This is a genomic window from Spongiibacter sp., from assembly GCF_984394615.1.
Genome location: NZ_CFHTQA010000011.1, coordinates 42639 through 64817 on the forward strand (window position 1 = coordinate 42639; position 22179 = coordinate 64817).

Annotated in this window: 25 protein-coding genes; 2 read left to right on the forward strand and 23 right to left on the reverse strand. The window is 57.2% G+C overall.

Translation table 11 applies throughout. The annotated features are described in order from the left end of the window. Positions 1-180 precede the first annotated feature (180 nt). The 3 genes from AC5DB9_RS06365 to AC5DB9_RS06375 are packed head-to-tail and all read right to left on the reverse strand — an operon-like array spanning position 181 to position 3381. A complete protein-coding gene (locus tag AC5DB9_RS06365) occupies positions 181-1344 on the reverse strand; it encodes a thiolase family protein (RefSeq protein ID WP_272990486.1) in 1164 nt (387 codons plus the stop codon). After that, a complete protein-coding gene (locus tag AC5DB9_RS06370; protein WP_273009978.1) occupies positions 1344-2402 on the reverse strand; it encodes a thiolase family protein in 1059 nt (352 codons plus the stop codon). Before AC5DB9_RS06370 ends, AC5DB9_RS06365 begins: the two co-directional genes overlap by 1 nt. Position 2403: 1 nt before the next feature. Beyond that, positions 2404-3381, reverse strand: coding sequence for a Zn-ribbon domain-containing OB-fold protein (locus tag AC5DB9_RS06375; protein ID WP_022957621.1), 978 nt, complete (start codon positions 3379-3381; stop codon positions 2404-2406). Positions 3382-3580: 199 nt separating this feature from the next. Between AC5DB9_RS06375 and AC5DB9_RS06380 the strand changes: the two genes are divergently transcribed. Continuing rightward, the gene (locus AC5DB9_RS06380) at positions 3581-4012 is read left to right on the forward strand and encodes a YbaN family protein (RefSeq protein ID WP_022957622.1); all 432 of its coding nucleotides are present in this window, start codon (positions 3581-3583) and stop codon (positions 4010-4012) included. 12 nt (positions 4013-4024) lie between these two features. Continuing rightward, positions 4025-4741 carry a ZIP family metal transporter gene (locus AC5DB9_RS06385; RefSeq protein ID WP_022957623.1) on the forward strand — a complete coding sequence of 239 codons (717 nt, stop codon included), beginning with the start codon at positions 4025-4027 and terminating at the stop codon, positions 4739-4741. A 66-nt stretch (positions 4742-4807) separates the two neighbouring features. Here AC5DB9_RS06385 and AC5DB9_RS06390 read toward each other — a convergent pair whose 3' ends face one another. The 20 genes from AC5DB9_RS06390 to tilS form a co-directional block, all read right to left on the reverse strand. Next, positions 4808-5194 (reverse strand): group III truncated hemoglobin, encoded by a 387-nt coding sequence (locus tag AC5DB9_RS06390; protein ID WP_272990481.1) that lies wholly within the window; start codon positions 5192-5194, stop codon positions 4808-4810. Positions 5195-5220: 26 nt separating this feature from the next. After that, positions 5221-6636 carry a ribosome biogenesis GTPase Der gene (gene der / locus AC5DB9_RS06395; protein WP_272990479.1) on the reverse strand — a complete coding sequence of 472 codons (1416 nt, stop codon included), beginning with the start codon at positions 6634-6636 and terminating at the stop codon, positions 5221-5223. A 37-nt stretch (positions 6637-6673) separates the two neighbouring features. Beyond that, positions 6674-7825, reverse strand: a complete 1152-nt coding sequence (gene bamB / locus AC5DB9_RS06400; protein WP_028968080.1) for an outer membrane protein assembly factor BamB — start codon at positions 7823-7825, stop codon at positions 6674-6676. A gap of 9 nt (positions 7826-7834) precedes the next feature. Next, positions 7835-8506 (reverse strand): YfgM family protein, encoded by a 672-nt coding sequence (locus AC5DB9_RS06405; RefSeq protein ID WP_022957627.1) that lies wholly within the window; start codon positions 8504-8506, stop codon positions 7835-7837. A gap of 27 nt (positions 8507-8533) precedes the next feature. Further along, complete coding sequence (gene hisS, locus AC5DB9_RS06410) at positions 8534-9808, reverse strand: histidine--tRNA ligase (RefSeq protein ID WP_272990477.1); 1275 nt, start codon at positions 9806-9808, stop codon at positions 8534-8536. A 26-nt stretch (positions 9809-9834) separates the two neighbouring features. Then, positions 9835-10947 (reverse strand): flavodoxin-dependent (E)-4-hydroxy-3-methylbut-2-enyl-diphosphate synthase, encoded by a 1113-nt coding sequence (ispG, locus tag AC5DB9_RS06415; protein WP_272990476.1) that lies wholly within the window; start codon positions 10945-10947, stop codon positions 9835-9837. Then, positions 10944-11723, reverse strand: coding sequence for a helix-turn-helix domain-containing protein (locus AC5DB9_RS06420; protein WP_272990475.1), 780 nt, complete (start codon positions 11721-11723; stop codon positions 10944-10946). The genes ispG and AC5DB9_RS06420 overlap by 4 nt, the downstream gene beginning before the upstream one ends. A gap of 2 nt (positions 11724-11725) precedes the next feature. Beyond that, entirely contained in the window at positions 11726-12526 is an 801-nt protein-coding gene (gene pilW, locus AC5DB9_RS06425; RefSeq protein ID WP_272990474.1) for a type IV pilus biogenesis/stability protein PilW, read from the reverse strand. A gap of 16 nt (positions 12527-12542) precedes the next feature. Next, the gene (rlmN, locus tag AC5DB9_RS06430) at positions 12543-13691 is read right to left on the reverse strand and encodes a dual-specificity RNA methyltransferase RlmN (RefSeq protein ID WP_272990473.1); all 1149 of its coding nucleotides are present in this window, start codon (positions 13689-13691) and stop codon (positions 12543-12545) included. A gap of 13 nt (positions 13692-13704) precedes the next feature. Further along, positions 13705-14133, reverse strand: a complete 429-nt coding sequence (gene ndk, locus AC5DB9_RS06435; protein ID WP_272990472.1) for a nucleoside-diphosphate kinase — start codon at positions 14131-14133, stop codon at positions 13705-13707. Between the two features lie 109 nt (positions 14134-14242). After that, complete coding sequence (gene iscX, locus AC5DB9_RS06440) at positions 14243-14443, reverse strand: Fe-S cluster assembly protein IscX (RefSeq protein WP_022957634.1); 201 nt, start codon at positions 14441-14443, stop codon at positions 14243-14245. 24 nt (positions 14444-14467) lie between these two features. Beyond that, positions 14468-14806, reverse strand: coding sequence for an ISC system 2Fe-2S type ferredoxin (gene fdx, locus AC5DB9_RS06445; RefSeq protein WP_022957635.1), 339 nt, complete (start codon positions 14804-14806; stop codon positions 14468-14470). Positions 14807-14816: 10 nt separating this feature from the next. Then, positions 14817-16670, reverse strand: a complete 1854-nt coding sequence (gene hscA, locus AC5DB9_RS06450; protein WP_272990471.1) for a Fe-S protein assembly chaperone HscA — start codon at positions 16668-16670, stop codon at positions 14817-14819. Positions 16671-16704: 34 nt separating this feature from the next. Beyond that, entirely contained in the window at positions 16705-17235 is a 531-nt protein-coding gene (gene hscB, locus AC5DB9_RS06455) for a Fe-S protein assembly co-chaperone HscB (RefSeq protein ID WP_272990470.1), read from the reverse strand. 118 nt (positions 17236-17353) lie between these two features. Further along, positions 17354-17692: an iron-sulfur cluster assembly protein IscA gene (gene iscA / locus AC5DB9_RS06460; RefSeq protein ID WP_022957638.1), complete on the reverse strand. Its 339-nt coding sequence runs from the start codon at positions 17690-17692 to the stop codon at positions 17354-17356. 5 nt (positions 17693-17697) lie between these two features. Beyond that, the gene (gene iscU / locus AC5DB9_RS06465; protein ID WP_022957639.1) at positions 17698-18078 is read right to left on the reverse strand and encodes a Fe-S cluster assembly scaffold IscU; all 381 of its coding nucleotides are present in this window, start codon (positions 18076-18078) and stop codon (positions 17698-17700) included. Positions 18079-18103: 25 nt separating this feature from the next. Beyond that, complete coding sequence (locus tag AC5DB9_RS06470; protein WP_022957640.1) at positions 18104-19318, reverse strand: IscS subfamily cysteine desulfurase; 1215 nt, start codon at positions 19316-19318, stop codon at positions 18104-18106. Positions 19319-19397: 79 nt separating this feature from the next. Continuing rightward, positions 19398-19871 carry a Fe-S cluster assembly transcriptional regulator IscR gene (gene iscR / locus AC5DB9_RS06475; protein WP_022957641.1) on the reverse strand — a complete coding sequence of 158 codons (474 nt, stop codon included), beginning with the start codon at positions 19869-19871 and terminating at the stop codon, positions 19398-19400. Positions 19872-19982: 111 nt separating this feature from the next. Further along, positions 19983-20786 carry a tRNA (cytosine(32)/uridine(32)-2'-O)-methyltransferase TrmJ gene (gene trmJ, locus AC5DB9_RS06480; RefSeq protein ID WP_022957642.1) on the reverse strand — a complete coding sequence of 268 codons (804 nt, stop codon included), beginning with the start codon at positions 20784-20786 and terminating at the stop codon, positions 19983-19985. Positions 20787-20838: 52 nt separating this feature from the next. Beyond that, positions 20839-22167, reverse strand: a complete 1329-nt coding sequence (tilS, locus tag AC5DB9_RS06485) for a tRNA lysidine(34) synthetase TilS (RefSeq protein ID WP_272990466.1) — start codon at positions 22165-22167, stop codon at positions 20839-20841. Between the last annotated feature and the right edge of the window lie 12 nt (positions 22168-22179).

Consider the following 22179-nt stretch of genomic DNA (forward strand, 5'->3'; position numbering starts at 1 on the left):
CCCTGTCGCGGCATCTAAAATTGAATTCTTATCACTTCTTGTATTGCGACATTTCTTGTCATTATTACTGCGCAAAGGGCTGTCCGCTGATCCAGCGAACAGCCCAGAACATTAACATGCGGCCGAAATGCGGCCATCCTCCCAAGGGACGAGAATGGGAGAATGGCGCATGACGATTTGTTAATGCTTCTCGCTGCTGACCACCCACATTGAGTAGAACTGGGCACCACCACCGTAGGCGTGACCCAGGGCGGTTTTGGCGCCGTCTACCTGATGGTCGCCAGCCGCGCCGCGTACCTGCTGCGCCGCCTCGGCAAAACGAATCATGCCGGAAGCCCCAATGGGGTTGGAGCACAGTACACCACCGGAACAGTTCCAGGGGATGTCACCGCCTTCTATCAGGGACGTAGCACCGCTCATGGTCAGCTCCCAGCCCTTGCCTTCTTCAGCAAAGCCGAGATTTTCCAGCCACATGGGCTCGTACCAGGAGAACGGCACATAGACTTCGGCACAGTCGAGGTCTTTGCGCGGATTGCTGATACCGGCCTGCTTGTACACATCTTTGGCACAGTCGCGGCCAGCTTGAGGGTTAACCTGCTCGCGACCCGCATACATGGTGGGCTCTGAGCGCATCGCTGCACCGCGAATCCACGCCGGTTTGCCGGGTGACTGAGCAGCCAACTCTTCGTTGGCAATGACCATGGCACAAGCACCATCGGACGATGGGCAAGCTTCCAGGAAGCGCAGCGGCTCCCACAACATGGGGCTGTCTTCAACTTCTTTCATGTTGATTTCGGGAAGCTGCAAATGCGCCAGCGGATTCTTCGCACCGTGCAGGCGGTCTTTCACTGCCACCTTGATCCCCGTGTCATAGGGCGCTTTGGAACGGCGCATATATTCGCGAATGATCGGCGCGAAGTAACCACCCGCACCGGCATTGAGATGTGGGGAAAATGGCTGAGGGTTAGACAGCGCCCACATGGCGTTGGATTCTGACTGCTTCTCGAAAGAGACGGTCAAAATGCGCTTGAACACACCACTCTGAACATAGGAGGCCGCCACGATCGCGGTTGAGCCACCCACCGAGCCGGCCGTGTGAACACGCAGCATGGGTTTGCCGTTGCAGCCCAGTGCATCGGTCAGATACAGCTCGGGCATGATTACGCCTTCAAACATATCGGGGGCTTTACCCAGGATGACCGCATCGATGTCATCCCAGCCCAAACCGGCATCATTCAGGGCATTTTGCGCAGCTTCGCGCACCAGGCCGGCGATAGATACGTCGGCACGCTTGGTTTTGTATTTGGTCTGACCGACGCCGACCACAGCAGCTAATTGAGCCATTATTGGGCCTCCAGTACAGTTACCAGGTTCTGTTGCAGACACGGACCAGAAGTCGCATGCGCCACACCGCGCTTGCCTTCGCCGTTGATCAAACGCATGGCGACTTCGCCGATGCGAGACAGACCAGAGGCCATCATCAGGTTTCCGGCCAACACACCACCAGACTGGTTGACTTTAGTGCTGTCGCCCAGGCCAAGTGCCCGGCGCAGAATAATTTCCTGATGGCTGAACGGCGCATAGATTTCAGCGATATCCACTTCACCATTGCCCAGGCCAGCGGCCTCAGCAGCTTGCTTGGTCGATACCGATTGAGTCAGGTCACGCGAACCAATGTGATGAGTCTCGATACGGTGGTCGATACCTTTGATTACCGCGTAGGGCTTGCCCCATTCTTTCGCCTTTTCGACCGTACAGATCACCATGGCGCAGGCACCGTCGGAAATCGGGCAGCAGTCGTGGCGACGCAGGGGCGCCTCGTAAACCGGCTCTTCCAGCAGTTGCTCGGCAGAGACATCGCCCTTCAACTGTGCGTGGGGATTGTTCATGGCGTTGCGACGGGAGTTGGCAACTACCTCGGCCATGTCTTTTTCAGTGATCAGCCCCTGATCCAGCATGGTCCGCGCTTGCATCGCTGCAAAAGCGATGGTGTCTACCCACAATGGCGCCAGGTAGTAGGGGTCCAGTTGCTGAGACAGAACGATGGGGAGTTCACCAGGAGACGATTTACCGAAACCGTAAATCAGTGCCGATTCGGCCTGTCCCATCTGGATTTTCAGCCAGGATTCGTACAGCGCCCAAGCAGCATCCATTTCAACGTGAGATTCTTTGATCGGCGGTACGGCACCCAGAGCATCGACACCCGCCACAAAGGCAAACGCGGCGCCCTGCTGGTAGTCGCAGCTACCCGAGCAAGTGAAATCTACATCCTGTGCACTCTGCAAACCGGCCTGTTTATAGACTTCGGTGAGCACGGGCATGATCAGCTCAACTTCGTTGCGCGCACCGGCGTCACGCATACAGTCGGACTGGGCAAAAGCTACAATCGCTACATCGCGCATCTTAACGGCCCTCTTTTTTCAGTTTGCCAATTTCTTCCACCGGAACATCGGGCTCGTCGATGGGCTTGAAGTACTGGATATTCTCCATGGCGTGCGTCCACTCCTCTTCGGGCTTCCACACTGCCTCAACGCGCATACCAATGCGTACGTCTTCGTTCTTACACTCGCTCAGCAGGTGCAGGAAGCTGATGTTGGCACCGTCGAGAACCAGGTTCGCAATCACGTATGGCGGCTTGATCGGGTTGTTCGGAATCGGAATGTAAACGATGGTGAACGACTCAACGGTCGCCTTGTTACCCAACTCAACTTCGTCAGTCGTTGCCACACCGCAGGCCGCACAGCTTCCGCGGGGCGGAATGTAAACGTTGGAGCAAGAAGGACAGCGCTGACCTACCAGCTTGCCTTGCTTCAGCTTCACCAGGTAGCGCGCTGTTGCCGCACCGGCGGTGAAGTTATAAGTGAGGTAGCTGGGAGCATCGATACCAGTAACCGGCTCGTCACTTTCATTGGGCTGATAGTCTTCCACCAAGGTGGTCGCTTCGGGAACGAAGCCGTTGATGTCGCTAATCTGGCCTTGCGTCTGCGCAGCCCAGCGAACTTTAACGCGCATACCCGTGCTCATGGCGTCGATGCTTTCTGCATCCACCCAGTGCAGCATCGGCGTATCGGCACCATCCAGTTGAATCAGTGCCCAGGCGAAAGGCCGGTCTGAGGGGTGTGCTTTGCGGGGTTCAGTAACCCAGGCCCAGGTTTTAACGACACCGGTATCCGCGACATCGACAAACTCGCTCAGCGCTTCCGCACTGACGGGGTCGAACTCAACGGGCGGCATCAGTACCTTGCCATCGCTGCCCTTGATGCCGACCATTTTGCGGTCGCGCAGGGCGGTGAAAAACTTCCCGACAACGGGACCTGTCGAACGGGTATAGGTATACCCTAAGGTAAAGGCCTGACTTAGAATTTCAGCCGATGAAGACATCTCGTCTCTCCTTGGTAATGTGCCCTGCCCCGAACCCCCCGGCCAACTCGGTGGTCACAGCAGCAGAAACAGGTGCAGATTTGGCTTGCCGGGCGAGTATCCCCGTGGGGCTAAAATCAGACAATGTCGCTGCTGATCAAGGCGCTGACAAAAACGATCAGCTTGCAAACTGCCGGAGAGAGGATATTCTCACTGCCCCATGAAACCGCCTTTTGAACACCGCAACCCAGTCATTCGCTACAGCCTGATTTTTATCGGTTGGCTGTCTTTCGTACTGGGCATGATCGGCTTGCTGCTGCCGGTGGTGCCCACTTCGCCCTTCCTGATACTCAGCGCGGCCTGCTTTTTGCGCAGCTCACCACGGTTTTACTATTGGCTGACAGAGCACCGCTGGTTCGGTCGATACATCCGCTACTACATTGAGGGCGAGGGAATTCCCCGGCGCATTAAATGGATCATTCTGCTGGTGCTTTGGACCACAATATTGACCAGCGCCCTGCTGATCGTGCGAATACAGTGGGTATCGATAGCCATGATCGGCATTGCAGTGGGCGTCTCCATCTACATCATTCGCCACCCCGAACCCCGGGAAACACCGCCGGAAGAGCCACCGGCCGACCCAACGGACTGAGAGCCCTAATCCATGGATGAGATTTACCAGATTATTCTTCTTGCCGGACTCTCTGGCGCGGCCATTCCGCTGGGCGGCCTGCTGGCCCAGATCAGCCGCCTGCGACCGCAGTGGCTGGAAAAGGAGTTTCGCCATTTCGTCATCGCGTTTGGCGGAGGCATTCTGCTGGGCGCGGTTGCGCTGGTACTGGTGCCGGAAGGGGTCGACGCCAGCCCCCACCCGGCCCTGTCCATTCTGCTGATCGTCGCAGGGGGTGTCTGTTTCTTTTTCCTTGAACGGGCGCTGGGACTGCGCCGTCATGAGTCACCACAGTTAATGGGCATGTTGTTGGACTATGTTCCCGAAGCGATTGCCCTGGGCGGCCTCATCGCCAGCGGCTCGAGTACCGCCGGGCTGATGGCGCTGCTGATTGGCCTTCAGAATCTACCGGAGGGATTCAACGCCTACCGTGAATTGATCCGCGTACAGCGAAGCTACGGACGCACCATGATACTCATGTTGGCGCTGGTGCCTATCGGCCCCATCGCAGGCCTGCTGGGCTACAGTTTATTGGGCGATTATCCCGCCGCACTCGCCGCAATTATGCTGTTTGCCTCCGGGGGCATCCTGTATCTGATCTTTCAGGATATCGCGCCCCAGTCGCGACTGGAACGCCACTGGGCACCGCCATTGGGCGCGGTGATGGGGTTCTGCCTGGCCTTGGCGGGCACCCTCGCTCATCAGGGCTGAGCGCTCTGGCTCGGCAACTGGAAGGCTCAACAAATGAAAGGGTTAGCAACTCAAGGGGGCGGCAACTCAGGAGTTCAGCGACTTTTCCATGTTTGCGGCAATGCGACTGGCAATCAATTTAGCGCGCTCCGTTTTCGGGCCCTGAAAGTAGCGATCTGCCGTGTCGTGGAAATACTGCAGCCAGCGCGTGAAATCCTCATGCGTGAGTTGCTGTTTGTCGTTCAGTACGCGGTGGATATTCATCGTATGCCGATGATAGTCATCCCTGCCCAACAGCAATTTCTCCCAGTACGCCTGTATACGGGGAAAGTGCTCACGGATATCGATGGCGGCCACATCGATAAAAATCGGGGCCAGCTGCTTATCGGCCAGCAACTGCTCGTAGAAGTGCTCAACGAACAGCCGGATCTGCTCCGGGCTGTCCATATCGGGCTTGGCAGGTGAATCCATCATAGTAAAACAAGGCTCGGGCGCCGCAATCAGCGCCCGCGCTTTTTCTTGTTCTCTTTCTTCTTCACAAAGCTGACCAGGCGACGCTTGCGGTCAATCTGACGCTTGCTGAGCTGATTCTTTCGCCCCTCATAGGGGTTATCAGAGGTTTTGTATTCTATGCGGATCGGCGTACCGACCATGTTCAGTTCACGACGGAAGACTTTTTCAAGATATCGCGTATAGCTCTGCGGAACCTTATCGGTCTGATTTCCGTGAATCACCACGATGGGCGGATTGTGTCCACCGGGGTGGGCGTAGCGCAGTTTGATTCGGCGACCGTTGATCATCGGTGGCGCATGGTCGTATACCGCGCCTTCAAGAATCATGGTCAGGCGGCGAGTCTGCAGGTCCTGGGTCGCCGATCGGTAGGCCTTTTCGATAGATTCGTAAAGATGCCCGACGCCCGTGCCATGCAAAGCAGAAATAAAATGTACTTCGGCAAAATCGATAAACTGCAGTCGGCGATCCAGCTCGGTCTTGATGCGATTCTTCTGGTCGGCAGTGAGGCCATCCCATTTATTGATAGCCACCACCACGGCCCGGCCGGCATCCACAACCTGACCCAGCAAATGCAGGTCCTGCTCAACGATATTCTCGCGGCCATCCATCACCAGAATCACAACGTTGGCATCGTCGATGGCTTTCAAGGTTTTAACAATAGAAAACTTTTCGACCGCCTCGTTGATATGGCGGCGCTTGCGTACCCCGGCAGTATCTATCAGCGTGTAGGCTTCGCCGTCGCGCTCGTAGTTGATATAAACGCTGTCGCGAGTGGTTCCCGGCTGGTCATACACCACCACGCGGTCTTCTCCCAGCATGCGGTTGACCAGCGTCGACTTGCCCACATTTGGACGCCCCACCACGGCAATCTTTTTACCCGTTGCTTTCTCCTGTTCCCCTGCCTCATCGGCTTCCGGGAAGAGTTCAAGCACATCTTCAACCAGCTTGCGCACGCCTTTGCCGTGGGTGGCTGTCAGCGGATAGATATCGGCAGCACCCGTCTGGTAAAACTCAGCCATGGCGACATTGGGGTCGGCGCCATCAATTTTATTGGCAACCATGAACACGGGCTTGGAACAGCCGCGCAAGTGCTCAATTAGACCGTGGTCCGCAGGCATAAGACCTGCGCGAGCATCCAGCATCAGCAACACGGCATCAGCTTCGTCAATGGCCTGCAGAGACTGCTGCGCCATCGCCTCATCAATACCCTCTTCATCGCCATTGATACCCCCTGTATCAATCACGATAAAGCGGCGATCCCCAAGCACCGCATCCCCATACTTGCGGTCACGCGTCAGGCCGGGAAAGTTGGCGACCAGCGCGTCACGGCTCTTGGTGAGGCGGTTGAACAGGGTCGATTTGCCCACGTTGGGGCGTCCAACCAGGGCGATTACGGGAACCATAGTGTGTTTACCTGAGTGCGCTGGCGCCGGGTGGCGCTCAGCGATCCTGAATCTTGTAAGCTACCAGTTTGCCACTGTTGCCATAGACATACAGCAGTCGGCCGTCGACCAGCATGGGTGAGCGCAGGCCATCACTGTCGACACGGCTGCGACCGACCAACTGACCATCCAGCTGTCCCAGCAGGTGGAGATAACCGTCAAAGTCGCCAACCGCAACGACACCGCTCAACACTGCGGGTTCGGTGAGACGACGGCGCGCCAGTACGGTCTGGGTCCAGGCAATACTTTGTCCGCCTTCCGCGATGGCACTGACACCGCCCTCGGCATCCACCACATACACATTGCCAAGCGCCTCAGCAGCACCGACATAGCTGGAGTTATCTTTGGCCCACAATGGACGGCCGCTATTGATATCAATAGCCATCACCTGCCCCTGGTAGCCGTTCACCACCACGATGCGCTCGTTCTCAATCAGTAGCAGGCGGCCATCAATATCGACCAGACGGTCAATTTCCGTGCTGCCTTGGGGAACCGAAATACGCTGATCCCAAAGGATGCTGCCGTTTTCAGCATTGAAGGCCATCAGCCGGCCACTGGCGAAACCGACCAGTGCAACGCCGCGGACAATCAACGGGCTGCTGGTGCCGCGCATGGTCAACCGTGGCACCTGTGAGGTGTAGGTCCACAGGCGCTTGCCATCCTCGGCATTAAAGCCGTGCACAAGACCGCTGTAAGTCTGAACAATCACCACCCGACCGTCGCCTGCCGGGGCGCCCAGCACTTCGCCATTGACTTCGGCACGCCAGAGAATGTCGCCATTCTCGCGATTCAAGGTCACGAGTTCGCCATCGGCGGTGCCGACGTAAAGTTGATCACCGGCCACGCCGATGCCACCGGAAATGTTCAGCTCATGGAACACCTTCCAGCGTTTCTTTCCCGTCTTTTTGTTCAGCGCCGCAACGCCACCGTCCATAGACAGGGTATAAATTTCATCGCCATCGATAGCCGGCGTAAAACGGTAGTAAGCCTCTTCCTGACCATCACCCAGTGAATACGACCAGACTTTTTTCAGGCGCTTGCTTTCCTGGAAATCCGTCAGCGGCGCCGGATCATTGCTCTTTGGTGTCGATGAACAGGCCACCAGAAACAGGCCGATCACCACCACCGCGAGGGTGCGAAACACAGACATGGGCATCCCCTATTCCTCAGCAGCGGCGTGGATCGCCGACAGACTGTTGATTTTCATTTCCAGCAACGGGCTGTTCAGCGGGCTTTGCTGCTGCGCATTCACGGCCTTGGCCTGTTGATATGCGGCCAGCGCCTCAGGGAAATCGCCCTGTTTCTGCAATACATCGCCACGCAGCTCCAGTGCCTGCACCGCAGCCGCACCATCGAGCAAAGGCTGTAAAGCGGTCAGCGCGGCATCGTAATTTTGCTGAGCATATTCCAGACGCGCCAGACGCAGTTGTGTCTGGGCTTTCACAGCGGGTTCCGGCTGCTGATCCAACACCCATTGCAGCTCGGTTTCTGCGGCCGCATAGTCACCGTCCTTGACCGCATACTTGGCCAGTATCAGCGCGGCATAGTGCGCGTAGCTGTGGGCACTGAAGCCATCTTTCAATGTTGTCGCCAGGTGCTCGGCCGTCGCCCGTTTCGTCGGATCACGTTCAATCAACTGATCAGTTTGCAGAAGATTGTCATAAATCAGCGAGGCATCGCCGGCACGCTCGACTTGATGAGCATTCCAGCCACGCCAGCCAAATACGGCGGCCAGCGCCAGCGCCACGCCGATGACGGTGAACTTGCCATTCTCCTGCCACCAGCGCTTGATGGCTTCGAGTTGTTCTTCTTCTGTACGGTAGGTATCCACAGCTATCCCCAAACGAGTCTGCACTGATCAGTGCAGCGCATTTTCAATGTAATTGGCCAATTCTTCCAGCGCGACGCTCTGTTGTTCGCCGTCACCGCGCAGCGGTTTTACTGCAACGCGCCCCTCTGCCAGCTCATCTTCGCCGAGCACTATAGCCAGTGCAGCACCGCTCTTGTCGGCCTTTTTAAACTGACTTTTAAAGCTGCCGCCACCGCAGTTAAGCAGCACTTTTATACCCGGTTGCGCATCGCGAAGCTGCTCGGCAATACTCAGCGCACGCACTTCACAATCCTCGCCAGTCGCCACGATGTAGACGTCCGCGAGCGGCGCAGGTTCCGGCAAGGCATCGAGGGTTTCCAACAGCAGACAAAGGCGCTCAAGCCCCATTGCGAAGCCCACCGCCGGGGTCGGCTTGCCGCCGAGCTGCTCGACCAGCCCATCGTAGCGACCGCCCGCACATACTGTGCCCTGGGCGCCCAGTGCTGTGGTGGTCCATTCAAACACCGTCAGGCCATAGTAATCCAGCCCCCTGACCAGTTTGGGGTTCAGCGTATAGGCAAGTCCGGCGGCATCGAGACGGGCACAAAGGCCATCGAAATGGGCTTTGGACTGTTCGTCCAGATAATCATTTAACACCGGCGCGTCAGCCAGCAGCGCCTGAGTTTCAGGCACTTTACTGTCGAGAATACGCAGCGGGTTGCTGTCCAGACGGCGCAGGCTGTCGGCGTCCAGTTGGTCCTTGAATTGACCAAGATAGTCCACCAGCGCCTGGCGATAGGTCGCGCGGGATTCACTGCTACCGATGCTGTTCAGCTCCAGGGTCAGCGCCTCGCTGATACCCAGCTCCTTCCATAGACGCGCGCTCAGCAGAATCAGCTCGGCATCGATATCCGGACCAGACATGCCAAAGGTTTCGACACCGATCTGGTGGAACTGACGCAGGCGACCCTTTTGCGGGCGCTCGTGGCGAAACATGGGGCCGGCATACCACAGGCGCTGCAGCTGATTGTGCAGCAGACCGTTTTGGTCACAGGCGCGCACACAGCTCGCCGTTCCCTCAGGGCGCAGTGTCAGGCTATCGCCATTGCGGTCCTCAAAGGTGTACATCTCTTTTTCGACAATATCGGTGACCTCACCGATAGAACGCTTAAACAACTCGGTCTGCTCGAGAATGGGAAAGCGAATTTCCCGGTAACCGTAGCGTCCCAGCAGGCGCGCCACAGTGGACTCCAGATACTGCCAAAGCGGTGAATCGTCGGGAAGAATATCATTCATCCCGCGGATGGATTGAATACGTGCCAATTGGATACCTTGCTAAATCCTTGCGCCTAACTGCGGGCGATCAGATCCTTGTCCTGTTGTTCTTTAAGGGCGACTTTTTCTCGAATCAGTTTTTCGAGATGATCGATCAGCTCGAGGTTCTGCACCTTGTGATCTTTCTGGCCATTCACATACACCAGGTTGTTCGGGGTGCCACCCGTCAGGCCGATATCGGCTTCTTTGGCTTCGCCCGGACCGTTAACGATGCAGCCGATAACTGCCACATCCAAGGGTGTCGTGACATCCTCAAGTCGAGACTCCAATTCGTTCATGGTGCCGATCACATCGAAGTTTTGTCGCGAGCAGCTCGGGCAGGCAATGAAATTAATCCCTTTGCTGCGCAGCTTGAGACTTTTCAGAATTTCGTAGCCAACCTTGATCTCTTCAACCGGATCGGCGGCCAGCGAAATCCGAATCGTGTCGCCGATGCCATCCATCAGCAGCATCCCCAGCCCCACCGCTGACTTGACGGTGCCGCCACGCAAACCACCTGCTTCGGTAATGCCCAGATGCAGCGGTTGTTCAATCTGGGAGGCCAGTTGCCGATAGGCCGCTACCGCCATGAAGACATCAGAGGCTTTCACACTGACCTTGAAGTCCTGAAAGTCCAGGCGATCGAGAATATCGATGTGCCGCATGGCCGATTCTACGAGTGCTTCTGGCGTCGGCTCACCGTATTTGCGTTGCAGCTCTTTTTCCAGCGACCCGGCATTCACACCGATACGGATAGGAATATTGCGTTCTTTCGCCGCATCAATCACCGCCTTCACCCGATCTTCCCGGCCAATATTGCCGGGATTGATGCGCAGGCAGTCCACGCCGTATTCCGCCACTTTAAGTGCAATCTTGTAATCAAAGTGAATATCCGCCACCAGTGGGACGGTCACTTGTTCGCGAATCTGCTTAAAGGCCTCGGCGGCCTCCATGCTGGGAACCGACACCCGCACGATGTCGGCGCAAGCGTCTTCCAGACGCCGAATCTGTGCGACCGTCGCCGCCACATCGCAGGTATTGGTATTGGTCATGCTCTGCACCGAAATCGGCGCATCGCCACCCACTGCCACATTGCCAATATGAATTTGGCGAGATTTGCGGCGTTTTATGGGTGATTCCATCTTCATAATTCACCTATCTGTACGCGTATCGCGTTACTTTCGGCAAGCCCGTCCAAGGCGACGTCTTGCTGGTTGTACTGAATACGAACGGCAGGCCAGTAAGCCAAGGCCAGCTGCACCGGGCCCTTCACGTCCAGGCTCTGCGACTGCCCCGCCTCCAACTGGCCACGAAACTGCACCGTGCCATCGGCATCGCGAAGCTCAAGCCACACGGTTTGCACAGCGTCCAGACGCACACTGGCCGGGTGCGAGAGCAGTTCCGGGGAGAGCTCAACTTCGCTGACCGTGCTGGGCACCTGCAACAGCGATTCGCCCAACAGGGAGCGACTGCGCAGTTCCTGCAGGGGAACGTAACGTTCTTCCATCAGGCTGACATCGAGTCTGGGCTTGGGCTCACCGCCGAACAGCAGGTAACTCACTCCCCAAATAATCAAGGCGACCAGCGCGGCCACCGAGAGACGTGCCTGTATAGGGGCCTGTGTACTGCCTTTGGGACGACGCTGCTGCGCCTGCTCTTCATCGCGGCGACATATCCGCTCGCTGTCTTTGAGCAGCGGTGTCTCATCCAGACCAAAATGGCGGGCATAGCTGCGGATGTAACCACGCGCAAACATCGGCGAGTTAAATCGTGAGTAATCATTACACTCAAGCGCTTCAACGTGGGTGGTGAGCAAATTCAATGCTTCCGCCACCTGCTCCACCGATTTTCCTGCGCTAAGCCGGGCGTCTCTCAGTACAGACCCCGGTGGCGCAATATAGTTATCGCTGTGCGCCTGATTCATGCTTACTCAACTCCGCTGTTGGTCAGAGAGGCCTTGTACAGCAGATATTCTTCCGATTTAGGAAAAAGATTCTTCAGCGCCAGTGCGTAACTGGCATAGGCATCTTCGTCATCAAACACGTCTGCCAGGCGAATACCCAGCCACAGCGAAGCCGCCGACTGGCGGGGATTCATTTCGCGGAATGCGTCGTAGTAACGCTGCGATTGGGGGTAATCCTTTTTGCGAAAACTCACTTCCGCCATCGACAACACAACGGTGGGATCATCGCGTTCCATCAGCAACGCGCGCTTGAATGCACCTTCGGCACGATCCAGTTCATTTAATTTCAAATAGCAGCGTCCGAGATTAACAAAGGCATCGACGCGACGCTCATACAGCAATTCGCCGACCACAACCTCAAGCTGCGCAGCCGCCTCTCGATACCGCTCCTGCTCGTAGAGATAGGCAGCGTAATTATTGCGGATACGCATGGCTTTCGGGTCTTGCTCGATAGCGCGGCGATAGTAGTTCTCCGCCATCTCCAGCTCCCCGGTATTCTGGTAGACCAGCGCAAGGGCTTCCAAGGTTTCGGGGTTGTGCTTGTCAACCGTTTCCACATACTTCAGATGGCGCTTGGCCTGCTGCCAATTGCCGTTGGAAATGTAGGTTTTGGCCAACTGCAGGGAGGTTTCGTAGGCTTTTTTCTCATCGGCCTTTTCGGCAAAGCCGCCGGTCTCGGTGGTGACGCAGGCGCCAAGCAGAAGCGCCAGCACACTCAGAAGCAAAACCCGGCCATGACGGCTTAATCGCGGTACTCTCGACATCACTGGCCTGTGCTCCTCACGTAATACGAATGGCTTGAAGTTCTTCCGATTTTCGGCGGTGACGCTCCGCGCGGCGCGTACGGTCCTGCACCTGCCCGGCAAGCTGACCGCAGGCGGCGTCAATGTCGTCGCCGCGAGTGGTGCGAACGGTTGTTACGTAACCGGCATCGGTCATCACTTGCCAGAATCTCGATACGGCATTTTTTGACGGACGACGATAGTCTGACAAGGAGAACGGATTAAAGGGAATCAGATTCACTTTGCACGGCAATTCGCGGAGAACGTCCGCCAGCTCTCTCGCCTGATCGACGCTGTCGTTGACGCCGGCAATCAGGGTGTACTCAACAGTAACCACACGGTGTTTATCGGGCTGTTTATCGAGATAACGACGACAGGCAGCAAGAAGTTCGGCAATGGGGTACCGGCGATTGATCGGTACCAGTTCGTTGCGCAGCGCATCGTTAGGCGCATGCAAGGAGACAGCCAGAGACACTTCTGACACATCGCCCAGCTTGTCCAGCATCGGCACAACACCGGAGGTACTGAGGGTAACCCGGCGCTTGGACAAGCCGTAACCGAAATCGTCCATCATCAGGCCGGTGGCATCTACCACATTGTCGAAATTGAGCAGCGGCTCACCCATGCCCATCATCACCACATTGGTGACTACCCGTGAGCTGCCTGCTTGAAAAGCGTCGAATGACTGAATCGCCAGCCAAACCTGACCGATAATTTCTGCGGCTGTCAGGTCGCGCTGGAAACCCTGTTTGCCGGTAGAGCAAAAACTGCAATCCAGACTGCACCCTACCTGCGACGAGACACAGAGAGTGCCCCGCTGCCCGTCGGGAATAAAGACGGTTTCAACCAGATTGTTGCCACCGACTTCGATGGCCCACTTGCGCGTGCCATCCTTGGAATCCAGTTGGCGCACCACTCGCGGAGGACGAATCTCGGCAATCTCGGCCAGCTTGGCACGCAAGCCTTTGCCGAGGTTACTCATCTGTTCGAAATCATCGATACCCGAGTGGTGAATCCATTTAAGAATCTGTTGGGCACGGAACGGCTTTTCACCAATAGAAACCAGCCAGGCCTCCATTTTCTGGCGTGTCATGCCAAGCAGGTTTACCCGCTCAGGCTGTTGAATCACCGCCTCTTGCACGTCCATGCCCGGTGCCTCCTCAGGCGCGCTCGCAGAGCTCGCTGGTAGCGAAGAAGAAGGCGATTTCGCGAGCAGCAGAGGCTTCGGAGTCAGAACCGTGAACGGCGTTGGCGTCGATAGACTCAGCAAAGTCCGCGCGAATAGTGCCCGCCTCAGCTTCTTTGGGGTTAGTGGCACCCATCAGTTCGCGGTTTTTCGCAATAGCGCCTTGGCCTTCCAACACCTGGACGGTAACCGGACCGGAGGTCATGAAATCAACCAGCGCGGGGAAGAACGGACGGCCTTTGTGCTCGGCGTAAAAACCTTCTGCCTGCTCGCGGCTCAGACGCAGCATTTTTGCTGCAATAATCTGCAGGCCAGCTTTCTCAAAACGGCTGTAGATTTCGCCTACAACGTTTTTGGCAACCGCATCGGGTTTAACAATGGAAAGGGTGCGTTCTACGCCCATGTAAGTATCTCCGGCTTAAAGTTCAAACGGTGGGGCGGTGCCCCGAAAAAATAGGAGGGAATTATACGCGCATTCGCGGCAAATAGGTACGCAACCGCCCCTGGCTGTGTCAGTCGCGCTCGTCGAGCCAGGCCGCTTGAATTGCCTCCAGAATTTTCTCGCCACTGCGCTTGGGATCGTCGTCAAAATCATCCAGCGATACGACCATTTTATGCAGGTCGACAAAATTGATATACGTCGGGTCAACATCCGGGTGCGACTCCGCCAGCTCAATGCCAATATCCAGCACATCAGTCCATTTCAGTCCCATGACAGTCTCCTCTCAAGGCAGCGATCAGTGGCGCTCAGACACCATATTGATGGTATAGCGGGGAATTTCCACAACCAGATCTTCATCCGCGACCACAGCCTGACAACTCAGACGCGACTCCGGCTCCAGCCCCCAGGCTTTGTCGAGCATATCCTCTTCCAGCTCGTCGGCCTCGTTCAGCGAATCAAAGCCTTCGCGCACCACAACGTGGCAAGTCGTGCAGGCACAGGATTTTTCACAGGCATGCTCGATGTCGATACCGTTGGCCAGCATGGCATCGCAGATGGTTTCACCACTGGCCACTTCCAATACTTCGCCCTCCGGGCAAAGCTCTTCATTTGGCAGTACAACTATGCGTGGCATCGGGAACTCCTCAAAGGTCGTCCACTCGCCGACCGGCGAGGGCTTTCTTGATACTGGCGTCCATACGACGCTCAGCAAAAGTTTCACTGGCGGCACCGACAATTTCAATCTGCCGGGCGATACTGGCCGCCGTGCCGCTATCTTTTTCGCGGTGCAGCGCTTCCATTTTGTCCAGCAGTTCGCGCTGTTCGGATTCGCTGAGCAGCGCCTCACCGTCAGCCAGCAGCGCCGCAGACAGCGACTGCAATAGCGCTTCGGCATCTACCTGCTGCTCGCGCAAGGCACGGGCTTCTTTATCTTGGCCCGCCGCCTCAAATGACGAGGTCAGCATATCGGCGATATCGTTGTCGCTGAGGCCGTAGGACGGCTTCACCTGTACCTGGCTCTCTGCGCCGGTGGTCTCCTCCCGGGCAGATACTTGCAACAGACCATCGGCATCGACCTGAAAGGTAACGAGAATGCGCGCCGCCCCCGCCACCATGGGTGGAATACCACGCAATTCAAAGCGCGCCAGTGAGCGACAATCGTCTACCAGCTCACGCTCGCCCTGCACCACGTGAATCGCCATGGCCGTCTGACCGTCTTTGAAGGTGGTAAATTCCTGCGCCATCGCGACCGGGATGGTGGTGTTGCGATGAATGACTTTTTCCGTCAGCCCCCCCATGGTCTCCACACCCAGCGACAGCGGAATGACATCCAGCAACAGCGTTTCCTCGCCACTGCGATTGCCGATCAACTGTTCGGCTTGCGACGCCGCGCCCAGCGCAACCACTTTATCCGGATCGATATCCACCAGGGGCTCGCGGCCGAACCACTCAGCCACCCGCTCCCGCACACGCGGCACACGGGTCGAACCGCCGACCATCACCACATTGAGAATCTCATCGCTGCGCAGACGGGCATCTCGCATCGCTCTTTTGCAGGCGCGGATCGCGCGATCAATCAAGGGATCCACCAGCGCATTGAACTCTTCTCGGCTCAACACCAATTGCTGCGAATCCAGACTGACGTCCACCTGCTCAGCGCCCGTCAGCGCTTCTTTCGCAGCGCGACTGGCATCCAGCAAACGACGGCGCTGCTTGCCGTCCAGTGAATCGAGGCCGGTTTTTTCGATGAACCAAGCCGCTATCGCCTGATCAAAGTCGTCGCCACCCAGCGCCGAATCACCGCCTGTCGACAGAACCTCAAATACGCCCTTACTCATCTGCAGTACCGAGATATCGAAGGTACCGCCACCGAGATCAAAAACGGCAATAGCCCCCTCTTCTTTCTCGTCCAGGCCGTAAGCCACGGCGGCTGCGGTCGGCTCGTTCAGCAGACGTAAGACATTGAGCCCTGCCAGTCGCGCCGCATCTTTGGTCGCCTGACGCTGACCGTCATCGAAATATGCGGGAACGGTAATCACAACGCCTTGCAGTTCATCACCCAGACTACGCTGCGCACGATCAGCCACGCTGCGCAAAATATCTGCAGAAACCTGCACCGGCGACAAGTCGCCCGCCTGGGTCCGCAGCTTCACCATATCGTCGCCGCAATCCACCAGCGTGTAGGTCGACAGCACTTCCGCGGCACTGGCATCGGCATAGCTGCGCCCCATCAGGCGCTTTATCGACGCCAGCGTGTTTTCGGGATCGTCAGCCGCCATGGCCTGAGCCGCAGCACCCACTGCATCGGCACCCTGCGCGCCGTAGTGCACAACCGATGGCAACAGGTGTCTTCCCTGCTCGTCCGGCAGCGTTTGCAGGTGGCCGTTGCGGAATGCCGCAACCAGCGAATTGGTGGTGCCGAGGTCTATCCCCGCCGCCAGCTTGCGCTGGTGGGGTTCGGGACTCTGCCCCGGCTCTGAAATTTGCATTAATGCCATAAGATAAATTCGGTCCGTTTACGGGCTCTGCCGTTCAGTAGTCCAGCAGTTGACTCTCTTTCTGCTCCGCTTCGCTACGCAGCTTTTCCAGAAACTGCAGCTTGGCGTAGGCCGCCTTCGCCTGTTCGATATCGGCATCCAGCCCTGTGACAAAGACGGCCTTTTGCTCAGCCATGGCGTTATCCACGTCGCGGTAGAAGGCATCGAGCGCCGCCTCGGGGTCCGTCGCATCATGCAGATCTGACAATTCTTCGCGAAGCTGCAACTGCTGCATCAGAAACTCTGGGTCGCTGAAAGTAGTATTACTGGTATCCACTGGATGACCAGCCAGCTTGAGCAGGTAGGCCGCGCGGCGCGTTACCGAGCGCAGTGTTTCGTAGGCTTCATTGATCTGCGAGGATTTTTGCACCGCCAGACGTCGCTCTCGGTCGCTGCCACCAGCGAAGCGATCAGGGTGCACACTGCGCTGCAGCTCTCGGTAGGCGCGGGTCAGTGACGCTTCGTCCACGTCAAACTGACGCGGCACACCCAGCATACTGAAATAGTCTGCTGCCTGTTCGCTCATAACACCCTTCTCCGCAACTGAGGGTTCACACCAGAGAGGCTGAAAATCACCTCCGCAAATATGCAAAAGGCGCGATCGGCCATCCACCGAAACGCGCCAGCACTCGCTCACACAGCCGTTAAACCGTGAAGCTCTCTCCGCAACCGCACTCCGCAGAGACATTGGGGTTGTTAAATTTCAGCCCTTCGTTCAAGCCCTCTTTGACAAAATCCAACTCCGTGCCATCGAGGTAAACCAAGCTTTTGGGATCGACATAAATCGACGCCCCAAAGGCTTGAAACACTTTATCTTCGGGCTGCGGCTCGTCGACAAACTCAAGGACGTACGCCATACCGGAACAGCCCGAGGTACGAACGCCCAGGCGAATACCCAGGCCACGCCCACGACCTTCCAACTGGCGTTTGATATGACCAGCCGCAGATTCCGTCAGGCTGACTTTCATATCCACTTCAGCCATCAGACTCAGGCGCCTTTCTTCTTGCGATAATCGGAAACAGCGGCCTTGATCGCATCTTCAGCCAACACAGAGCAGTGAATCTTCACCGGAGGCAGAGCCAGCTCCTGCGCAATTTCCGTATTTTTGATGTGCTCAGCTTCTTCCAGCGTTTTGCCTTTCACCCACTCCGTGAGCAGTGAGCTGGAAGCAATCGCACTGCCGCAGCCGTACGTTTTGAACTTGGCGTCTTCGATGACACCCTCGTCGTTCACTTTGATCTGCAGACGCATCACGTCACCGCAGGCCGGCGCGCCGACCATGCCAGTACCGATTTCATCACTGTCATCGAATTTACCGACATTACGGGGGTTCTCGTAATGGTCCAGTACTTTTTCACTATATGCCATGGTTAATCCCTCCTCTTGAGTCGGCTCAGTGAGCCGCCCATTCGATGCTGTCCAGGTCGATGCCGTCTTTGTACATATCCCACAGCGGCGACAATTCTCTCAGCTTGTCGACCGCCTTGCGAACCTGGGCAGCGGCGTAATCTACTTCCTCTTCAGTGGTAAAGCGACCGAAGGAAAAACGCAACGAGCTGTGGGCGAGTTCATCGTTCAAACCCAGCGCACGCAGCACGTAAGAGGGCTCGAGACTGGCCGACGTACAGGCCGAGCCGGATGATACCGCCAGATCTTTCAGCGACATGATCAGCGATTCGCCCTCAACAAACGCCAAGCTGATATTCAGGTTACCCGGCAAACGGTGCTCCAGCGAACCGTTCACGTGCACCTGTTCGATATCCTTCAGTGCTTCCCAGAAACGGTTGCGCAAGGCCAGCGAGTGCGCCGCGTCTTTTTCCATTTCCAGGCGCGCCAGCTCACAGGCTTCTCCCATGCCCACAATCTGGTGGGTGGCCAGCGTGCCGGAGCGCATACCGCGCTCATGACCGCCGCCATGCATCTGCGCCTCCAGCCGAACCCGCGGCTTACGGCGTACATACAGCACACCAATGCCCTTGGGTCCGTAGAGTTTGTGCGCCGAAATGGACAGCAGGTCCACTTTCATCGCTTCCATATCCACCGGAATCTTGCCGACACTCTGTGCAGCATCGACATGGAAAACGACTTTGCGTTCGCGGCACAACTCGCCAATGGCAGCGATATCACTGATCGTGCCGATCTCGTTGTTGGCGTGCATGATGCTGACCAACACCGTGTCATCGCGCATTGCCTGCTCGACGGCTTCAGGCGTGATAATACCGTCGGCATTGGGATCCAGGTAGGTCACGTCGAAACCTTCCCGCTCCAGCTGGCGGCAGGGGTCCAGCACAGCTTTGTGCTCAATTTTCGAGGTGATTATGTGTTTGCCCTTTTTGCTGTAGAAGTGGGCAGCACCTTTAATCGCCAGGTTATCGGACTCGGTCGCGCCCGAGGTCCAAACAATTTCGCGGGGGTCAGCATTAATCAGGTCAGCGACCTGGCGACGGGCATTTTCCACCGCTTCTTCCGCTTTCCAGCCAAACAGGTGAGAACGCGACGCAGGGTTACCGAAATTCCCCGCGGTCGTGAGGCAGGTCATCATTTTCTCGGCAACACGCGGGTCTACCGGCGTGGTTGCGGAGTAATCCAGATAAATCGGCAACTGCATAGCTCTCTCCTCATGTCGGCCGCACGGAACATCAGCGCGGCCTGGTCGCTCACAGTTCAACTGTGACGAACCGTTAAGCCTATTCGATGGTTGTCAGCGCGATGGTCTGACCAGGTTGGCTGCGTCGTTGACGTGCAGACACAGCCTGCACGTCGCGGCGCTGCACGAGACTTGCCAGACTGATATCACTGAGAAAATGGTGTATCTGATCACTCAGGTCAGACCAGAGGTGATGGGTCAGACATGTGTGCCCATCCTGACAATCGCTGTTCCCGGAACAGCCGGTTGCGTCTACGCGCTCGTCAACAGCATCGATGATTTCGGCAACAAATATTTCTTCGCCGGGACGATTAAGACGATAACCACCGCCCGGGCCACGGATGCTGCGCACCAGCTCCCGACGTCGCAGCTTGGCGAACAGCTGCTCCAAATATGACAGTGAAATATCCTGTCGACCGGAAATATCGGCAAGGCTGATCGGCCCCTGGTCGCCATAAAGCGCCAGATCCAGCATCGCCGTTACCGCATATCGTCCTTTGGTCGTCAGTCGCATAATCGTACCTACTCTCCATAGGACAAATTATGCAATAACCAAGTATTTCTATCAACTATTTACCTGATTAAAACACTCGGCTTTTGCCGATGGCAGCAAAAAACGGCGGCATTATAGCGATTCATCGCTTTCCGCTCCATCGCCCTTCTGCGGGAGAGCCTCGCCGCGGGCCTTGCGCACCCAATATTGGGTGGACGTGAGAATGCCGCGCAAAATATTGACTTCCATTTCGTCCAAGCGGGTACGCTGGTACAGGCGACGCAGGCGCAACATCAATTTCTTCGGCGCCTGTGGCCGCAGGAAATTAATGTCGTACAGCGTCTCCTCCAAGTGAACAAGATAGCGCTCCAGCGCCTCGGCGTTCGCTACCGGCTGATCCCACTCCGCCATCGCATTGGCATCCAGCTCACCAGATACCTGCAGCATCCGCAGCTCATAAGCCATCACCTGAACAGCCATGCCCAAATTCAGCGAACTGTATTCCGGGTTGGAGGGAATATGCACATGCAGATTGCAGCGCTGCAGTTCTTCGTTGGTCAATCCACGGTCTTCACGACCGAACATGAGGGCGATTTTGTGCCCACCCTGCGCTTCTCGGTAGGCCTCCTGCATGCAGTGACGCGGATCCAATAGCGGCCAGGGGACTGTGCGCTCACGAGCGCTGGTCCCCACCACCAACTGGCAGTCGGCGATCGCCTCGTCGAGCGTTTCGCAGACCACGGCATTCTCGAGGATATCCGTGGCGCTGGCAGCACGCCATGTGGCCTCATCGTGGGGAAACTTGCGCGGCGCCACCAGATACAGCTGCGACAGACACATATTTTTCATCGCACGCGCCACCGCGCCGATATTGCCCGGATGCGAGGTATTCACCAGCACGATGCGGATGTTGTCGAGTGAGTTTGTCTGAGTCATAAGCGCCGCCCTGTTTGCAAGCGGCGCATTCTATCAGAGGCCGGATGACGGGTCAGCGATCAGCGGCATCTTGCCAATGAAGCGCAACCCCCTGCTCACCGGGTTGCGCCAGATACCCCTCGCATATCGCAAGGTCAGCAATCGCAGCCAATTGGCCGTCACAATAGATCAACGGCAATCGCTCGCGACGGCGCGGGGCAAGCTGCCAAGCCTGAAGTAGCTTTTTCAGTGCCCGACTATGAGTTTCGCCCGCCAACTGGCAGCGCTCTCCGCCCTGCCGGAATGCGACCTCCACCCGGCCGCGAGGCACGAAGCTGCCGCCGGGGGCCGCACTTAGTCGCCCTTGAGGCAATTCCAAGGGCATATCGACTCCCCAAGCCTGAACAGCAGGCAGGCCCTGTTTCGCCAAGATTTCCGGCTCGGCGATCAACTGTCTGGCAAAGCGGTAGAACCTCCAACCGTCAACACAGACCTCTGGCACGGCATCCACATCCGCCGTCAAAAACTGTCCGGCAAAATCTTCAAGCTGAGGGCGACTCAACACGACTCCCCAGCAGCGCTCAAGATATCGCCGCAGCAAGGCGAGCTGACGATACTCAGCAAGGCCACCGAGCGGCCCCAGTGACAGCGCCTTGCCATTGAGCAAAGGCGCCAGGTCAGCATCCAGGTAGTCATTTAACAAGGCCTGACTGTCGCGCAGATTCTCCGCCGCCCGCGACAGCGCTTGCCGGTAGCTCGACCAGCGCTCTGCCATGGCCGGCATGACGCGATGGCGAAGATAATTGCGGTCATAGCGCGCATCTTGATTACTGGGGTCTTCCAGCCACTTTAAATTTCGCGACTGAGCGTAGACCTGAAGCTGTGAGCGCGGCGTCGTCAGCAGTGGCCGCAGCAGTCGCCCCTGACCCAAAGCGCGCCCATGAGGCATGGCCGCCAGTCCGGCCAGCCCCGCACCACGCAATAAGCGGAGCATCAGGGTTTCGCATTGATCATCGAGGTGATGGGCCTGCAACAGCAGTTCGCCGCGACCGAGCAGCGACTCAAACACCCGGTAGCGCGCCAACCGCGCTTCCGCTTCCAGCCCCTGCCCACCGGCTTGCGGACTCACCACGACCCGCTCAATCACACAGGGAAGACCAAGCGTTTCAGACACCGTCAGACAATGCTGAGCCCAGACTCCGGAGTCAGCCTGTAAGCCATGATCAACATGTATCAGAGAGAGCTGCGGGAAGTCGCTGCACTGTTCGCGCAGCTCCATCAGCAAAGACAGCAGTACCCGGGAATCCATGCCGCCGCTGTAGGCCAGCCACAACCGGGGAACAGGGAGAATATCGCGCAGCGACTGTTCGAGCTGCGCGATCAGTGTCGCGCCGTCAGCCATGGCTCACAGCGC

Coding starts and splice junctions, on each gene's coding strand:
- fdx (WP_022957635.1), bottom strand. CDS start 14,806: ATGCCACGCATAGTTGTACTGCCAAATGAAGAGCTTTGCCCGGAGGGC.
- AC5DB9_RS06390 (WP_272990481.1), bottom strand. CDS start 5,194: ATGATGGATTCACCTGCCAAGCCCGATATGGACAGCCCGGAGCAGATC.
- hscB (WP_272990470.1), bottom strand. CDS start 17,235: ATGAGCGAACAGGCAGCAGACTATTTCAGTATGCTGGGTGTGCCGCGT.
- iscX (WP_022957634.1), bottom strand. CDS start 14,443: ATGGGACTGAAATGGACTGATGTGCTGGATATTGGCATTGAGCTGGCG.
- AC5DB9_RS06420 (WP_272990475.1), bottom strand. CDS start 11,723: ATGAATCAGGCGCACAGCGATAACTATATTGCGCCACCGGGGTCTGTA.
- AC5DB9_RS06365 (WP_272990486.1), bottom strand. CDS start 1,344: ATGGCTCAATTAGCTGCTGTGGTCGGCGTCGGTCAGACCAAATACAAA.
- iscR (WP_022957641.1), bottom strand. CDS start 19,871: ATGCGACTGACGACCAAAGGACGATATGCGGTAACGGCGATGCTGGAT.
- rlmN (WP_272990473.1), bottom strand. CDS start 13,691: ATGGACGTGCAAGAGGCGGTGATTCAACAGCCTGAGCGGGTAAACCTG.
- tilS (WP_272990466.1), bottom strand. CDS start 22,167: ATGGCTGACGGCGCGACACTGATCGCGCAGCTCGAACAGTCGCTGCGC.
- iscA (WP_022957638.1), bottom strand. CDS start 17,692: ATGGCTGAAGTGGATATGAAAGTCAGCCTGACGGAATCTGCGGCTGGT.
- ispG (WP_272990476.1), bottom strand. CDS start 10,947: ATGAAGATGGAATCACCCATAAAACGCCGCAAATCTCGCCAAATTCAT.
- AC5DB9_RS06385 (WP_022957623.1), top strand. CDS start 4,025: ATGGATGAGATTTACCAGATTATTCTTCTTGCCGGACTCTCTGGCGCG.
- AC5DB9_RS06375 (WP_022957621.1), bottom strand. CDS start 3,381: ATGTCTTCATCGGCTGAAATTCTAAGTCAGGCCTTTACCTTAGGGTAT.
- bamB (WP_028968080.1), bottom strand. CDS start 7,825: ATGTCTGTGTTTCGCACCCTCGCGGTGGTGGTGATCGGCCTGTTTCTG.
- hscA (WP_272990471.1), bottom strand. CDS start 16,670: ATGGCATTAATGCAAATTTCAGAGCCGGGGCAGAGTCCCGAACCCCAC.
- iscU (WP_022957639.1), bottom strand. CDS start 18,078: ATGGCATATAGTGAAAAAGTACTGGACCATTACGAGAACCCCCGTAAT.
- ndk (WP_272990472.1), bottom strand. CDS start 14,133: ATGGGCGTAGAACGCACCCTTTCCATTGTTAAACCCGATGCGGTTGCC.
- AC5DB9_RS06380 (WP_022957622.1), top strand. CDS start 3,581: ATGAAACCGCCTTTTGAACACCGCAACCCAGTCATTCGCTACAGCCTG.
- AC5DB9_RS06470 (WP_022957640.1), bottom strand. CDS start 19,318: ATGCAGTTGCCGATTTATCTGGATTACTCCGCAACCACGCCGGTAGAC.
- AC5DB9_RS06370 (WP_273009978.1), bottom strand. CDS start 2,402: ATGCGCGATGTAGCGATTGTAGCTTTTGCCCAGTCCGACTGTATGCGT.
- pilW (WP_272990474.1), bottom strand. CDS start 12,526: ATGTCGAGAGTACCGCGATTAAGCCGTCATGGCCGGGTTTTGCTTCTG.
- trmJ (WP_022957642.1), bottom strand. CDS start 20,786: ATGACTCAGACAAACTCACTCGACAACATCCGCATCGTGCTGGTGAAT.
- der (WP_272990479.1), bottom strand. CDS start 6,636: ATGGTTCCCGTAATCGCCCTGGTTGGACGCCCCAACGTGGGCAAATCG.